General features: G+C 41.4%; 15 protein-coding genes. 8 read left to right on the forward strand and 7 right to left on the reverse strand.

The genetic code is table 11. The features are described from left to right. Positions 1-65 precede the first annotated feature (65 nt). Both BM375_RS08565 and BM375_RS08570 read right to left on the reverse strand, forming a co-directional pair. Positions 66-392, reverse strand: a complete 327-nt coding sequence (locus tag BM375_RS08565) for a DUF3467 domain-containing protein (protein WP_170852629.1) — start codon at positions 390-392, stop codon at positions 66-68. A gap of 80 nt (positions 393-472) precedes the next feature. Then, a complete protein-coding gene (locus BM375_RS08570; RefSeq protein WP_093365247.1) occupies positions 473-1,591 on the reverse strand; it encodes a M42 family metallopeptidase in 1,119 nt (372 codons plus the stop codon). A gap of 135 nt (positions 1,592-1,726) precedes the next feature. Here BM375_RS08570 and lgt point away from each other — a divergent pair, with 135 nt between their 5' ends. Next, complete coding sequence (gene lgt / locus BM375_RS08575; RefSeq protein ID WP_093365249.1) at positions 1,727-2,557, forward strand: prolipoprotein diacylglyceryl transferase; 831 nt, start codon at positions 1,727-1,729, stop codon at positions 2,555-2,557. A 51-nt stretch (positions 2,558-2,608) separates the two neighbouring features. Here lgt and aroQ read toward each other — a convergent pair whose 3' ends face one another. After that, positions 2,609-3,025, reverse strand: a complete 417-nt coding sequence (gene aroQ / locus BM375_RS08580; RefSeq protein WP_093365251.1) for a type II 3-dehydroquinate dehydratase — start codon at positions 3,023-3,025, stop codon at positions 2,609-2,611. Positions 3,026-3,140: 115 nt separating this feature from the next. Continuing rightward, on the reverse strand, positions 3,141-4,763 hold the full coding sequence (locus tag BM375_RS08585) for a gliding motility protein RemB (protein ID WP_244525858.1): 1,623 nt from the start codon (positions 4,761-4,763) through the stop codon (positions 3,141-3,143). Positions 4,764-4,988: 225 nt separating this feature from the next. On the opposite strand from BM375_RS08585, the gene BM375_RS08590 reads away from it, so the two are divergent. Both BM375_RS08590 and murI read left to right on the forward strand, forming a co-directional pair. Then, entirely contained in the window at positions 4,989-6,407 is a 1,419-nt protein-coding gene (locus BM375_RS08590; protein ID WP_093365253.1) for a glycoside hydrolase family 125 protein, read from the forward strand. 63 nt (positions 6,408-6,470) lie between these two features. Further along, positions 6,471-7,286 (forward strand): glutamate racemase, encoded by an 816-nt coding sequence (murI, locus tag BM375_RS08595; RefSeq protein ID WP_093365254.1) that lies wholly within the window; start codon positions 6,471-6,473, stop codon positions 7,284-7,286. A gap of 23 nt (positions 7,287-7,309) precedes the next feature. Here the strand turns inward: murI and BM375_RS08600 are convergent, their stop codons facing one another. The 3 genes from BM375_RS08600 to BM375_RS08610 form a co-directional block, all read right to left on the reverse strand. After that, positions 7,310-8,467 carry an acyloxyacyl hydrolase gene (locus tag BM375_RS08600; protein WP_093365255.1) on the reverse strand — a complete coding sequence of 386 codons (1,158 nt, stop codon included), beginning with the start codon at positions 8,465-8,467 and terminating at the stop codon, positions 7,310-7,312. Between the two features lie 17 nt (positions 8,468-8,484). Continuing rightward, on the reverse strand, positions 8,485-8,904 hold the full coding sequence (locus BM375_RS08605; protein ID WP_093365257.1) for a SufE family protein: 420 nt from the start codon (positions 8,902-8,904) through the stop codon (positions 8,485-8,487). A gap of 80 nt (positions 8,905-8,984) precedes the next feature. Next, positions 8,985-10,208, reverse strand: coding sequence for a cysteine desulfurase (locus BM375_RS08610; RefSeq protein WP_093365259.1), 1,224 nt, complete (start codon positions 10,206-10,208; stop codon positions 8,985-8,987). Between the two features lie 172 nt (positions 10,209-10,380). Between BM375_RS08610 and BM375_RS08615 the strand changes: the two genes are divergently transcribed. From BM375_RS08615 to BM375_RS08635, 5 genes are all read left to right on the forward strand, one after another. Further along, positions 10,381-11,376: an acyl-ACP desaturase gene (locus BM375_RS08615; RefSeq protein WP_093365261.1), complete on the forward strand. Its 996-nt coding sequence runs from the start codon at positions 10,381-10,383 to the stop codon at positions 11,374-11,376. A gap of 87 nt (positions 11,377-11,463) precedes the next feature. Further along, the gene (locus BM375_RS08620) at positions 11,464-11,904 is read left to right on the forward strand and encodes a MarR family winged helix-turn-helix transcriptional regulator (RefSeq protein ID WP_093365262.1); all 441 of its coding nucleotides are present in this window, start codon (positions 11,464-11,466) and stop codon (positions 11,902-11,904) included. A gap of 79 nt (positions 11,905-11,983) precedes the next feature. Then, positions 11,984-12,988, forward strand: a complete 1,005-nt coding sequence (locus BM375_RS08625) for an NAD(P)/FAD-dependent oxidoreductase (RefSeq protein WP_093365264.1) — start codon at positions 11,984-11,986, stop codon at positions 12,986-12,988. A 2-nt stretch (positions 12,989-12,990) separates the two neighbouring features. Continuing rightward, on the forward strand, positions 12,991-13,323 hold the full coding sequence (locus tag BM375_RS08630; RefSeq protein ID WP_093365265.1) for a 2Fe-2S iron-sulfur cluster-binding protein: 333 nt from the start codon (positions 12,991-12,993) through the stop codon (positions 13,321-13,323). A gap of 173 nt (positions 13,324-13,496) precedes the next feature. Next, the gene (locus BM375_RS08635; protein ID WP_093365266.1) at positions 13,497-15,164 is read left to right on the forward strand and encodes a DNA polymerase/3'-5' exonuclease PolX; all 1,668 of its coding nucleotides are present in this window, start codon (positions 13,497-13,499) and stop codon (positions 15,162-15,164) included. Positions 15,165-15,192: the final 28 nt, after the last annotated feature.

Raw genomic sequence — 15,192 nt, forward strand, 5'->3', positions numbered from 1 at the left:
TTATACAACAATCATACCTTTAAATGGTTTTCAGTCCACGGTTTGGACCGTGGACTGAAAAAAAACTAGGCTTCGCCTGTAGGGCCACCAAAGTTTAGTGGCATGGCAGTCTCGTTCGTTTTTATCGGACCATTATGTGCTTCATAACGGTTAACGTTATCCTGTAATGCTCCCAACAAACGCTTCGCATGTTCCGGAGTCAATACAATCCGTGATTTTACTTTTGCTTTAGGAATACCTGGCATGATTCGGATAAAATCCACGACAAATTCAGAATTAGAATGCGTAATGATTGCCAGATTACTGTATATCCCCTCTGCAATTTCCTCGCTTAGCTCAATGCTCAGCTCATTGTTATTATCCACTGTTTCGTTATTGTTTTTCAAATCCATAAAATTAACATCCATTTTAAAGTAAAAATTAAAAGGTAAAAAGTAAAAAATTAATCATAACCACTTTCACCACTGCCGCCTTATTTTACAAACGTACGGAAATCCTGTCCAGATTCGATACGCAAGAGCGCCTCGTAAATCAAACGGATAACATTGTCCACATCTTCTTTGTGTATCATCTCCACAGTGGTATGCATATAGCGCAACGGCAATGAAATCAACACCGAAGGTACCCCTCCATTCGAATAAGCAAAGGCATCGGTATCAGTTCCAGTGAATCGAGAAGAAGCTTGACGTTGGAATGGGATTTCCTGTTTTTGAGCAACATCGACCAAAAGCTTATTAAAGTTAATTTGAACAGCCGGTGCATAGGATAGCACAGGACCTTTCCCACACGCTAAATCCCCTTGGGTCACCTTATTGATCATGGGTGTTTGGGTATCATGCGTTACATCGGTTACGATAGCTAGATTCGGCTTGATATAATCAGCTATCATCTCTGCTCCCTTCAGTCCAATTTCCTCTTGTACCGAGTTTACGATATATAAACCAAAAGGTAGTTTCTTCTTATTTTCCTTCAGAAGGCGTGCTACTTCAGCAATCATAAATCCTCCCGCACGGTTGTCCAATGCCCGTCCAACATAATAGCGATCATTCAGCACCATGAATTCATCTTCATAAGTCACCACACAACCGACATGGATACCTAGCGCTTCCACTTCTTCCTTGGATGTCGCTCCGCAATCCAAAAAGATATTTTTCAAAGATGGAGTCTCCTCCTTTTCACCCGAACGCGTATGGATAGCGGGCCAGCCAAACACAGCCTTGACAACTCCTTTATCTGTATGAATATTTACACGTTTCGAAGGTGCTATTTGATGGTCCGAGCCACCATTACGGATAACATAGATTAGACCATCTTTCGTGATATAATTTACAAACCAGGAGATCTCATCCGCATGAGCTTCTATAACAACCTTATACTCTGCTTTCGGGTTAATAATCCCCACAGCTGTACCATAATTATCAATATACGTCTCATCTACATACGGCTTCAGATAGTCTAACCACAGACGTTGCCCTTCCCATTCGAAGCCCGTAGGCGACGGATTATTGATATATTTTTCAAAAAAACCAAGTGACTTTTTCGTCACTACAGGCACATGTGCTTTTTCTCCTTTGTCTTTCTTATTTGCCATATATTATTTTTTGACCTTTATTCTTGAATCTTCATTCTCTCAAAGTTATAAATTTCGTTGTATTCGCGTAAGATATTTGACGCATTATTGAATTTTTAAAGGATAACCTTATCTTTACCGCACAATATATACCATATGTATACACTATTTAACGCTATTCACTGGAATGCAGACCCCGTTATCTTTGAAATCGGGTCTTTCGGATTACGCTATTATGCCTTGTGTTTCCTTGCAGCTTTCGCCTGCTCTTATGTCTTGATGCTTAAAATCTTCATAAGAGAAGGAAAACCCCAAGAGCTGTTGGATCAGTTGAGCATTTATATATTCTTGGGCACCCTCATCGGTGCGCGTCTTGGGCATTGCCTATTCTACGAATTTGATTATTATATCAAGCATCCGCTGGAAATGATCCTCCCTTTTCGACAAGTAAACGGAAGTTGGGAATTGACCGGGTTCCAAGGCCTGGCTAGCCATGGAGGCGCAATCGGTATTTTAATCGCATTATTGCTCTTCTCCAGGAAAACAAAAACGGATTTTATGTGGATTACTGACCGCTTAGTCATTGTCATTCCTTTAGCAGGTGCTTTTGTACGTCTGGGAAATTTTTTCAACTCAGAAATCATCGGCTTGCCAGCTCCTGAAGGGTTGCCTTGGGCAGTAGTATTTGAGAAAGTAGACATGATTGCACGACATCCGGCACAATTATACGAAGCAATATGCTATGTACTCATCTTCATTATTCTATGGGCGATGTATCAGAAAAATGCAAAACCAAAACCTGGTTTACTATTTGGCATATTCCTCATTCTATTGTTCGGCACACGCTTCTTCATTGAGTTCTTCAAAGAAAACCAAGAAGCTTTTGAAGATAATATGAAATTCAATATGGGGCAGCTTTTGAGTATTCCTTTTATGTTGGGAGGCTTGTTCCTTGCCTTACGGAAGACCAAGGAAACGAAAAAATAAAGAAGAAACGGCGACCAAATTTGGTCGCCGTTTCTTCTTTATAAAGATTAGTTATAGAAAACTCTGAACGCCGAGTCTATAACTATTCAAACCAAACCCACAGATCACCCCGACACAATTTTGTGCCAGATAAGAATGGTGTCGAAAAGCTTCACGTTTATGCACATTGGAAATATGTACTTCAATCACCGATGTAGTAACCGCTGCAATAGCATCTCCAAGCGCAACAGAAGTATGCGTATACGCTCCGGCATTGAACACAATACCATCAAAGGAAAAACCGACTTCGTGTATCTTGTCGATAAGTGCTCCCTCATGGTTACTTTGGAAATAATGCAATTCAACAGCTGAAAACTCCTTTTTCAACTCCTCAAAATAAGACAAGAAATCTTGGCTCCCGTATATGCTCTTCTCCCGAACACCTAACAGGTTGAGATTCGGGCCATTCAATATTAAAATCTTTTTCATAATCTATGTAAATGTAACAAAGAATTTCACAATATCATGCATTGAATAATTCAACCAATGTCTTTCTTCTCCACTCCTTATTCTTTCTTCTTTTCTCTTTCCTCTCTACTACCCTCTATATATCTCCATAAAAATTACGGAACGATGAGCGCAAACCGATGGAAATCACCCCGGATTTTTGGGTTGCTACATTTTCAGTCCTGTTATAACGTTGTGTGTATCCTACTTCAAAACGCAGGTTATATTTTGGGTTCAACACATAGGCTGCTTTTGCATCAGCATAAAACAGTTCATTTTTTACCCCTTGTCCAATGTAATTACCATATACGTTAGGCATTGTTTGATACGATTGAAAAATATCCCCTCCCATATTTGTTCCATCCGCAGGATCTGTGCCATAACGGCTATACACGCCTTGCACTGAAAAATCAAAACGTTTCCATGAATAATTGGCAATCCCTAACAGCTCTTTAAAGTTCGCTCCACGAGGATGTGCCAGAGGCTCCCCATGGTTACTATAGTTGGATATAGAAACGAAATGTTGATATGTATATGGACGCACCACATTATATTCCAATAAGAAGTTTAGGTCTTTCACCTTAAACATGTCAAATCCGCGTATACCAACTTGTGCACCCCATTTATTGTGTCCATATCCATTTCCACCAAAAAATTCTTTAGCTGTAAATTCTCCCAATAGAAATTGACCATAAGTAGTTATATTATTCAATACTTTATACTTGGCATTCAAGCCCAGAAACATTTTATCTGGCGAAGTGGAATTATTAGATTCGACTGGACGCAGGAAAATTACTGGACTGATATAATTGAAGTCAAAGCCCCGATGTCCGGCCTGATTACGATTCGCCCAGACTACAGCTTGAAAAAAGCCGATAGACAGACGATTAGTAGCATTGTAATCCAAATATTGAAAAGCCCCCCATTTAATACCATCGCCAAAACGTCCTCCTGAATCCAACGAGTCTATCCGAGGATTTTTAGGGTCATTCATATATGCCCATATCGAAGTATATTGCACATTGCCGATTTTACCTGTTAATTTCAAATGAGCATAATTGGAAGAAAAGTCCGACAACAATAAAGAGCGGTACCCATCACCAATATGATTTTTATCGTAAGCCAGCGTTGTCTGGAAATAATCACTAAAATCGTAAGTCAGACTTGCAGTGGCATACATCCAATCTTTCTTATTATTAGATTGATGTTTTACTGTACCCTGTCCTGGAACAACGTTATTACGGTCGATATAATCCGTCAGGTATTGTGGAAACAATGCCTGGTTCTCATATGCATTCGCATGAAAAGTAAATTTATCCTTTATAGTAAGCCCTACCTGGAATCCTCTTGTATTCAACCACGTTGTTGGTTTATTCTCATCTATAAGATCCTTCCCTATCACAAAATCCGGCATAAAATCCAGAAAGAAAGTATGATCTTCTTTATTCACTTCAACCAGATGCTCGTTAAAAATCTTACGCATAAACAAATTTTCTGAATCCACCTGATTGGCACTTTGTAATGAATCCATTCGGTTCAGCAAATCCCCCTTAAACAGGTAAGGTTTCGAAGCGGTATGCAAGCGAGTATTTGGGGAGTATAGTATATTGCTATACTTTTGAGTATGTTGAAAAGAATAAGTCTGGTTTTTCACCTGTGCTTCGACAGAAACAACTGTTAACAAAAACACAGAAAGTAGCGACAGATAGCTAAACTTCATATCATATATAATTATGCTAAACCTCAGGAATAGCAAATTTCATTCCTAATTATTTTCTGTGCAAAGCTACAATAATATCGGGGAATCGTGAAGTATCGTATTGTATTCTTCAGCATCTGAAACTTTGAAAAATTCTGAACGCTAAAAACCTAAACATCCTTTTCTATTTTTTTTCTTATCTTTCGGGAATTATAAATTAAGCAATACATATATTATCGATATATCATGAAACGTAGAACATTTCTTCAAAATGCGGCAGCTTTAGGTGCGGGTGTAATGGCGAGCAAATTCTCTTTTGCCGAAAGCTTCGATACCTTCCCTACTGTACGTGTTTCCGCGGACCAGAGACATTTTTCAAGCGCTGTAATTGAGGACGCTATCAAAGAATTTCAAAAAAATGTGGCAAATAAAGAGTTGGGTTGGCTCTTCAACAACTGTTTCCCAAACACATTGGACACCACAGTATACGATGAATCAACTGCAGCCAAAAAGCTGACCTATGTCATTACCGGAGATATTGATGCCATGTGGCTACGGGATAGTAGCGCGCAGGTATGGCCGTACTTACAGTTTATGAAAAAAGACCGTAAGCTGCAGGATTTGATTTTAGGGCTTATCAACAAACAATCGCAGTGTATCAATATCGACCCTTACGCGAACGCTTTCTACAATGACCCCACAAAAAAAGGAGAATGGTTTTCAGATCATACGCAAATGAAACCAGGTATCCACGAACGCAAATGGGAAATCGATTCGCTTTGTTATCCTATTCGCTTGGCTTACCATTACTGGAAAGAGACTAACGATGCTACAGCTTTTGACGAGGAGTGGGTAAAAGCACAGGAAAATATTTATAAGACATTTGTTGAACAACAGCGCAAAGATGGTAACAGCCCTTACGTGTTCTCCCGGACAACAAACCGTGGTACTGATACTCTGCAAGTTGATGGCTTAGGTTATCCTGTCAACCCCGTAGGACTTATTTGTTCGGCATTCCGTCCTTCGGATGACTGTACGATCTTCCTGTTTTTAATCCCGTCAAACCTTTTTGCGGTGACCAGCTTACGCCAATCCGCTGAGATTCTGCGCAAGGTGAAAAACAACACCGACCTGGCAACCCGAATGGAAAATCTGGCGAATGAGGTGGAGGAAGCCGTAAACCGTTATGGTATCGTAAACCACCCAGAGCACGGGCGCGTTTATGCTTTCGAGGTCGATGGATTTGGAAGCTACATGATGATGGATGATGCCAACGTGCCGTCCTTGCTTGCCTTGCCTTATTTAGGTGCAGTAGATGTAAACGATGAAGTGTATCAACGTACACGTAAATTCATTCTATCGGAAAAAAATCCATTTTTCTTTAAGGGAACAGCAGCAGAAGGCATTGGGGGCCCACACATCGGGCGCGATATGATCTGGCCGATGGCTATTATCATGCGGGCGTTTACCTCGACTGATGAAAATGAAATCCAAACTTGTATCGAAACCTTGCGCAAAACACATGGTGACACAGGTTTTATGCACGAATCTTTCCACAAAGACGATCCGAAAAAATTCACAAGACATTGGTTCGCATGGACAAATACTTTATTCGGTGAACTCCTTTGGAAAACTTACAAAGAAAAACCATCTTTGCTGAAGTAATATAGATTATTCAGCTATACGTAAAGCGTTGGCAGAGTAATCTGCCAACGCTTTATTATTTATATGCAAGAGATAGGTCCTATAGGTATTTTTGATTCCGGATTTGGTGGGTTGACCGTCTTTCGGGAGATCAAAAACAAGCTACCGCAGTACGATTACATATACCTTGGCGATAATGCCCGTGTCCCTTATGGAACACGCTCATTCGATACGGTCTATCAGTTTACCAAAGAATGTGTTTTCAAGCTTTTTGACTTAGGCTGTAATCTGGTGATTCTCGCCTGCAATACTGCTTCCGCAAAAGCTTTACGGACTATCCAACAAAATGATTTGCCTGCAGGAAAAAAAGTGTTGGGTGTTATTCGACCTACCACAGAATCTATACAGCAATATACATCGTCACAGAAGGTAGGAATTTTAGCCACCCAAGGCACTGTACTTTCGGAATCTTACAAAATTGAGATACAAAAATTCTATCCGGAAATTGAGGTATTCCAACATGCCTGCCCTCTATGGGTACCTTTGGTGGAAAACAACCAAATCGATACGCCTGCCACGGCTTATATCGTTCAAAAAGACATTGAAGCTCTTTTACAGCAAAGTCCGGAAATAGATTGTATTGTATTGGCTTGTACACATTATCCGCTTTTGGCTCCTGTCATTCAGGCATCCGTTCCTGCCCATATCAACGTTTTATCACAAGGCAAGCTCATCGCTGAAAGCTTACAACATTACCTCCAACGGCATACAGAAGTCGAAGAGCTATGTTCCAGAAGCGGCAATATGCAATTTTTGACAACGGATGATGCCGCTGACTTCGAAGCAAAAGCAGAAATATTTTTCGGAGAAAAGATAAAGGCCACGCACCTTAGGTTATAAAAGAGGGATACCAGATTATGAAATCACATCTTGAAAGCAAGCCCCCAATTGATAAAATCCGCTTGCATACGGTGCATATACAAGGTGCTCTGCACACCAATTCGAGTCGTAATATAATACCGTAATCCAGTCGTCCAATACCAACGGATGTCCTCATAGTAGCTCTTGTAATACAAGTAGCGTCCCACCATACCATTGGCGACAAAGCGCCCCATGGCGATATCCAAGCCACCGCTCAATCCTACACGTACGCGCTCATAAGAAGAGCCGAAATATTGGAAAGTTTCCTCATGACGCTCCGCATCATAAATCGTATAGTAATACACCATATCCGCCCCTGCTTTCACCGCTATAGCTGGATTAACAAAATAGCTATAACCTGTAAATATCCCGGAACGGTAAAGTTTTTTATCTGAAGACCTGTATTTTCCCCGCACGCCTAAACCCACCATCAATTCCGCATGACCTCCCTCCAAATGCTTAAAAGGAGCTTTCTTTCGCCCAGTAACGACACCTGCATTTTGGTCTGGTGCAGTCCCGAAAGATTTCCTCAGTCCTAAAGAAGCCCGAAATGCATTAATCCCACCATTAGGGATGCTGGCACCGCCATTGGAATAATGAAGTACCCCAACATCAGTCGTAATACCCCAATCTTCCCGAAGAGGAATATCTATTCCCAATTGAGCACCTAATGATATGTTCACAGCACTTCCTACAGTAGAGGTTTCCGGTTGCGTCTTAATATTTTTTGTGATATAGGTGAGTCCGACTTCGGGTTTTAAGAAAAAACCTACCAAACCGATTTGATACAGTTGAAAACCTACCCCAGCGGACAAACCTATCGCATGTCCATGATTATACCAATTCTCCCCTACCTTTTCATGCATGCTTTGCATATCCGTCCAGAGGAGATTCGCAGCAAAATACTTGGCATTTAACGTCTTGATCCATTCTTCATCAATATGCGACAATCCTCTTGCATATTGTACTTGGACACCATACAGGGAATTGGTCTTATCTGCGGTTTTAGCATGAACCATATCCCAGCCATACGTACTTCCCACAGTAACCGATGAGCCTTTATATTGCCCATAAGCCAGACAAGAGCAAACGATATAAAATAAAAATGTGAGACAAGCTTTCAGCTTACCCCACATCCTATATTTTGTTCCGTTAAACATATCTTTACATGTTTATCCTACCCTTTAGCCTGTAAAGCCAAAGCATACAGCTTCATCTGCTTCACCATGGAAAGTAAGCCGTTTGCCCGTGTAGGTGAAAGGTGATCCTTTAAACCTATTTGGTCGATAAAATAAAGATCTGCTTTAGCAATCTCTTCTGGTGTATGACCGGAAAGTACTTTAACCATCAGACTGACTAATCCTTTGGTAATTATTGCATCACTATCTGCTGTAAAAATTATTTTACCATCATGCAATTCTGGATATAACCACACTTTGGATTGACAACCTTTGATAATATATTGGTCTGTTTTGTAAGCTTCGTCAATCAGAGGCACTTCCTTTCCTAACTGGATAATATACTCATATTTTTCCATCCAGTCCTGATAAAAAGCAAAGTCCTCTATAAGTTCGTCTTGTATTTCGTTTATTGTCATTATTGTTCGTGATTACACAGATTATTTTTATAATTATCTTCAATGAGCTCGCAAGCTCTGTCAGGATTGCACAGATGAGGTTACTTTAACATCTGTACCGCACGTTTCAAACCTTGCACTAAGTTATCAATGTCCTCTGTGGTATTGTACATTGCCAGACTTGCACGAACGGTTCCCGGTATCCCAAAACGGTCCATAACAGGTTGTGCGCAATGATGTCCTGTACGAACCGCAATACCCAATTTATCCAAGATAACACCTATATCATAAGGATGAATACCATCCACGATGAAAGAAATCACCGACGATTTATGCGAAGCCGTCCCAATAAAACGGACACCCTCTACCTTCGCTAACTCATCTGTCGCATAAGCCAGCAATTCATCTTCATAAGCCTTAATTGCATCAAGACCAATCTCCTCGATGTAGTCAATCGCTGCCGTTAGGCATATCCCGGCCTCGATATTTGGTGTACCGGCCTCAAATTTAAAAGGCAGTTCATTATAAGTCGTCTTTTCGAAAGTCACTTCCTTAATCATATCGCCACCACCTTGGTAAGGTGGCATTGCGTTCAGCAAAGACTCCTTTCCATAAAGTATCCCTACTCCGGTAGGGCCATACATCTTATGCCCAGAAAAAACAAAGAAATCAACATCCAACTCCTGTACATCTACTGCGATATGCTGTACAGCTTGCGCACCATCAATCAATACAGGCACTTGGTGTTCATGCGCGATAGCAATCATCTCTCGCACAGGATTAATTGTTCCCAACGCATTGGAAACATAAGTAAACGAGACCAATTTTGTACGTTCAGAGAATAGCGCTTTATAAGCCTCTATATCCAGTTCTCCCGCATCATTCATTGGAATCACACGCAACTTACAGCCTTTCTCATCACATAACATCTGCCAAGGCACGATATTCGAATGGTGTTCCATGGCTGATATAATGATTTCATCCCCTTCACCGATAAAAGCTCGACCGTAGCAGGACGCCACAATGTTTATAGACTCTGTCGTTCCTTTAGTAACGATAACCTCATGCTCATGTTCAGCATTGATGAACCCCTGTACTTTACGACGCGCCACTTCAAAGGCATCCGTAGATATCTGGCTTAAATAATGCACCCCACGATGCACATTGCTGTTCATCGCAGTATAATAATCAACAATAGCATCAATTACGGCTTTAGGTTTTTGAGTAGTCGCCCCATTATCCAGATACACCAAAGGCTTATTATTAACCTCACGTTTCAGGATGGGAAAGTCTGCCCGAATTTTTTGTATATCGAAAGTCTTCAATGTCTTAAATATGCTTGTAATAAACCACAAAGTTACTACAATTCGTTAGGAAAATAGGTCAAACCTTTGTATTCTTTTTGATTTTCATCATCACTCTCACTATCGTTATCCTCACTTTTTCAGAAAAATATACATTTGGATTTCTCGTTAATTCGTTATATTTGTTAGAGATATGCAGGAATTACCATTAAATATCCCCGAAGGCTCTCGCAAAGAGGTGATGACGTATTTGGAACCGTTCATGTTAAATGAGATGAGCGAATACCTCAAACCTGTAGAAGAGATGTGGCAGCCGGCAGATTTCCTGCCCGATGCCTCCCGTAGCACTTTTTTCGAGGAAGTCAGAGAATTGCAGGAAAGTGCCAAGGAATTGCCTTATGATTTGGTGGCTGTTTTAATCGGCGACACAGTTACGGAGGAAGCTCTTCCCACTTACGAATCTTGGTTAACCATGGTCGAAGATGTGGAGAAGAACGAACAGGGTGGCTGGATGAAATGGGTTCGTGCATGGACCGCGGAAGAAAACCGTCACGGCGATCTGCTCAACAAATACCTTTATCTTTCAGGGCGTGTGGATATGCGCCAATTTGAGATATCTACACAATACCTTATCCAGGATGGTTTTGACATCGGAACAGGGGCTGACCCCTATAGAAATTTTATTTACACCTCCTTTCAGGAATTAGCTACGAATGTCTCACACAGACGCGTAGCTGGTATATCCAAAAAATCAGGTGATAAGTTATTGGCTAAAATGTGTGGTGTTATTGCTGCCGACGAAGCTCGCCACGCCAAAGCATACATGTCTTTTATTTCGCATGCCATAGAAGTCGATCCCAGTGAAGTGATGCTGGCCTTTGAGGACATGATGCGTAAAAAGATAGTCATGCCAGCCCATTTTCTTCGTGAAGCGGGTGAGCCACAAGGTGAAGCTTTTGCCCACTTCTCCGATGCAGCACAGCGTTTGGAGGTTTACACAGCTTTAGATTATGTCGACATCTTGAAAACCTTGAACGAAGAATGGAACATTGATAAGGTTTCTCATCTTAACGACAAAGGCGAAAAAGCCCGCGATTACCTGATGAAATTACCAGATCGCTTGACACGCCTTGCTGACCGCATTAAAGTACCCGAAAAAGAGTATAAATTTAAATGGATACACGGGTAACAAAAAAAGCTTGAGCCTATAGACCTCAAGCTTTTTTTGTAGTTGTCAAATACTTTGCTTAATTTAGTTGTCACACTAATAATTGCTATGCAAAAAGAAAAATTTAGTCAATATTCTTTCATTCTGGATCGAACGGCGCGGAAAGTCAAGCAGTATGCCCAAGTCTCTTTTGCCCAAAGAGATTTTGATATCACCATCGATCAATGGTCTATCATCAAAATTCTTTTTCAAGAGAATCCTATGACACACAAAGAACTTGCAGAACTGTCAGGCAAAGATCAACCAACGCTCACACGCATTATGGATATCTTAATAAAAAAAGGACTTGTACGCCGTGTGGAACACCCCACAGATCGACGAGCCCTGCAGTTACAACTTACGGATGAGGGAAAAATCAAAGTTGACAATCTCAGCCCATTGGTAGCGGAAGTGCGTATGAAAGCTTGGGAAAATCTATCGGAGGAAGATTTTGAGCACTTTGTTAGAATTCTGAACACCATCTATAGCAATCTGGAAAAGGAAAATTAAATAGATACATCTATAAGGCTTTTGATAAACTTATAGATGTTCAAATCAAATAGTAAAACAAATAAACGCTTAAACGAATATGATAACGACAGATATATGCATTATTGGCGCTGGTCCGGTGGGACTATTTGCCGTATTTGAAGCCGGTTTATTAAAAATGCGCTGCCATCTGATAGATGTATTACCGCAGGTCGGCGGGCAGCTTTCTGAGATTTATCCTCACAAACCCATTTACGATATCCCGGGCTATCCTTCTATCCAAGCCCAAGAATTAATTGACCGACAAATGGAACAGATTGCCCCATTTAAGCCGACCTTTACCTTAGGCGAACGTGTGGAAGCTTTGGAAAAACAAGCCGATGGTTCCTACCACGTCATTGGTTCAGAAGGGACAGTTATCCATTGCCAAGTTGTCGTTATTGCTGGCGGATTAGGATGCTTTGAGCCTCGTAAACCAGAGCTTGCCAACCTTGCAAAATACGAAGATGAATACGTACATTACATGGTTAGGAACCCAGAGAAATTCCGAGACAAAACCATTCTGATCGCGGGCGGAGGTGATTCCGCATTGGACTGGACAATTTACCTAGCGGACATTGCCAAACAGGTCACTCTGGTACACCGCAGCGATTCCTTTCGCGGCGCCCCCGATTCGGCGGACAAAGTTTACGAAATGGCTAAGGCGGGTAAAATCAACTTATTGCTCTCTCACAATCTCGTAGCTCTACAAGGGAACGGAAAACTGGATAGCGTGCAATTGACCAACAAGCAAAAAGAAGGGCTAGTGGTAGCGACCGATTATTTCATCCCTTTGTACGGTCTAAGTCCAAAATTGGGGCCGATCGCAGACTGGGGATTGAACATTGACAAAAATGCCATAGAAGTCAACACTTTCGATTATTCTACCAATATCGAACGTATCTATGCTATTGGTGATATCAACACTTACCCCGGAAAGCTCAAACTGATCCTTTGCGGATACCATGAAGCTGCGTTGATGTGCCAAAGTGCATTCCGTTATGTTTATCCCGACCAGAAACTAAGTTTTAAATATACCACAGTGAACGGGGTTAATGCTTTTTAATTATGGACAGCAATATCATCACTATAGCGATAGAGGACCGCAATGGCACTATACAGGACGTAGAAGTACCTACGGATGTTAACCTTAGTCTCATGGAGATACTCAAAGCTTCGGATTATGAAATCTTGGCAACTTGCGGCGGAATGGCATTATGTGCAACCTGCCATGTACAAATCAAGGAAGGAGGCGAGCATTTACCCGAGCCTAGCGATCAAGAATTGGATATGTTGGATACTTTGCCTGATGCAGATGACGAAAGCCGTTTAGCCTGTCAATTACATCTTGTAAATGAGAACAATGGATTGTCCATTAAAATCAAGGGTGCCCTGCAATAATTTTTTATGGAAAAAGGATAAATGAACAGGGATTGAAGACTTTTAATTCTATCTTCGTACTTTTGAGTACAAGAAAGAGCAAAGAAGAAAGAGTCAAGATTGACGTTGTTCTTCTTGATTCTTGTTTCTTTGCTCTTTCTTCTTTACTCTTGATCCTCTTACCCTAATGCAACATGGAAAATAAAGCGATAGCCAAAACTTTCAAGCTTCTTAGCCAGCTCATGGAGCTGCATAACCAAAATCCTTTTCGCACCAAGGCTGTAGCTTCGGCATCTTTCAAAATTGACAAACTCCCTTTTGCTGCCGCACAAGCCAGCATGGAACAATTAAGCGAACAACAAGGTGTCGGCAAAAGCACTGCCGAAAAAATTAGGACTTTGATAGAAAGCGGGAGCTTACCTGAACTTGATACGCTCCTCGAAAAGACACCGAGGGGTATATTGGACATGCTTGGCATCAAAGGTTTAGGGCCTAAGAAAATCCAGATCATCTGGAACGATTTGGGAATCGAGTCTGTAGGAGAGCTTCTATATGCTTGCAACGAAAACAGACTTATCGAAGCGAAAGGCTTTGGCCTGAAAACGCAGGAAGATATCAAGAAATCCATAGAATTTTCTATCAGTAACCAAGGAAGATTCCTATATGCCAAAGTAAAACCTTTGGCAGAACAGGCATTTGCCGACCTCAGCAAAGCTTTTCCGGCGGCCCGATTTTCATTTACCGGCGATTTTAGGCGCAAGGTTGAGATTATTAATGCCATTGGCATTATAACCACAGCAAACAACGCGGAATTGATCAACTTTCTAAACGACAACAGTACTTACACCGTAACTGATCAATTGGAAAATTCACTATTCGCAACCGATGAAACAGGTGTAAAATATCAAATTCTGTATAGCAGCGTAGAAGATTTCGCATTGAAACTTTTACAATCAACCGGTTCGGAAACACATATCCAGCAATTGCTGGATATATCCTCCCCTCTCCCTTCACTGGATTCCGAAGAAGCAATCTACAAGCAATTAGGCTTGGATTTTATAGAACCTGAACTTCGCGAGGGGCTGGATGAAATCGACCTGGCAAAAGCACATAAGCTGCCAAAACTCATCACTTTCGATGACCTTAAAGGCACCTTGCACAACCACTCCACATACAGTGATGGCGTGCACAGCCTAGAGCAGATGGCTCGCCACTGCAAGGAAAAGATGGGACTAAGCTATCTGGGAATATGCGATCACTCCAAAACTGCTGTCTATGCGAATGGGCTGACCATCGACAGACTACAGCAACAATGGGAAGAAATCGACAGGTTGAATTCAGAACTGGCGCCCTTCAGGATTTTTAAAGGTATCGAATCGGACATCTTAGGTGATGGCTCATTGGACTACCCTAATGAGGTATTGGCAAAATTTGATTTTGTGGTCGCTTCTATACACAGCAATCTGAAAATGGACGAAGAAAAAGCAACGCAACGCCTCATTACTGCTATCGAAAATCCCTACACGACTATACTCGGCCATCCGACCGGACGGTTGCTATTAAGCCGGGAAGGCTATCCTATAGACTACAGAAAAGTAATTGATGCCTGTGCAGCCAATCAAGTTGTTATAGAAATCAATGCGAATCCACTTCGCTTAGATCTGGACTGGAGGTGGCATCGCTACGCTTTGGACAAAGGTGTACTACTTTCCATCAATCCAGATGCTCACCGAACAGAAGGTTTGGCTGATATGCAATACGGAATTTACGTTGCCCGAAAAGGTGGTTTAAGTGCGGAAAAATGCTTGAATGCTTTCTCTTTATCGGAAATTGAAAACTATTTCAATAAAAGAAAGAGCTAATGGATGAATCTCCATTAGCTCTTCTTAC

This window comes from Sphingobacterium wenxiniae, assembly GCF_900116225.1.
In the GTDB taxonomy this organism is placed as follows: domain Bacteria; phylum Bacteroidota; class Bacteroidia; order Sphingobacteriales; family Sphingobacteriaceae; genus Sphingobacterium; species Sphingobacterium wenxiniae.

Bases quoted from the DNA above. Each gene is read 5' to 3' on its own strand.
- BM375_RS08565 (WP_170852629.1), bottom strand. From the start codon at position 392: ATGGATTTGAAAAACAATAACGAAACAGTGGATAATAACAATGAGCTG.
- BM375_RS08570 (WP_093365247.1), bottom strand. From the start codon at position 1,591: ATGGCAAATAAGAAAGACAAAGGAGAAAAAGCACATGTGCCTGTAGTG.
- lgt (WP_093365249.1), top strand. From the start codon at position 1,727: ATGTATACACTATTTAACGCTATTCACTGGAATGCAGACCCCGTTATC.
- aroQ (WP_093365251.1), bottom strand. From the start codon at position 3,025: ATGAAAAAGATTTTAATATTGAATGGCCCGAATCTCAACCTGTTAGGT.
- BM375_RS08585 (WP_244525858.1), bottom strand. From the start codon at position 4,763: ATGAAGTTTAGCTATCTGTCGCTACTTTCTGTGTTTTTGTTAACAGTT.
- BM375_RS08590 (WP_093365253.1), top strand. From the start codon at position 4,989: ATGAAACGTAGAACATTTCTTCAAAATGCGGCAGCTTTAGGTGCGGGT.
- murI (WP_093365254.1), top strand. From the start codon at position 6,471: ATGCAAGAGATAGGTCCTATAGGTATTTTTGATTCCGGATTTGGTGGG.
- BM375_RS08600 (WP_093365255.1), bottom strand. From the start codon at position 8,467: ATGTTTAACGGAACAAAATATAGGATGTGGGGTAAGCTGAAAGCTTGT.
- BM375_RS08605 (WP_093365257.1), bottom strand. From the start codon at position 8,904: ATGACAATAAACGAAATACAAGACGAACTTATAGAGGACTTTGCTTTT.
- BM375_RS08615 (WP_093365261.1), top strand. From the start codon at position 10,381: ATGCAGGAATTACCATTAAATATCCCCGAAGGCTCTCGCAAAGAGGTG.
- BM375_RS08620 (WP_093365262.1), top strand. From the start codon at position 11,464: ATGCAAAAAGAAAAATTTAGTCAATATTCTTTCATTCTGGATCGAACG.
- BM375_RS08625 (WP_093365264.1), top strand. From the start codon at position 11,984: ATGATAACGACAGATATATGCATTATTGGCGCTGGTCCGGTGGGACTA.
- BM375_RS08630 (WP_093365265.1), top strand. From the start codon at position 12,991: ATGGACAGCAATATCATCACTATAGCGATAGAGGACCGCAATGGCACT.
- BM375_RS08635 (WP_093365266.1), top strand. From the start codon at position 13,497: ATGGAAAATAAAGCGATAGCCAAAACTTTCAAGCTTCTTAGCCAGCTC.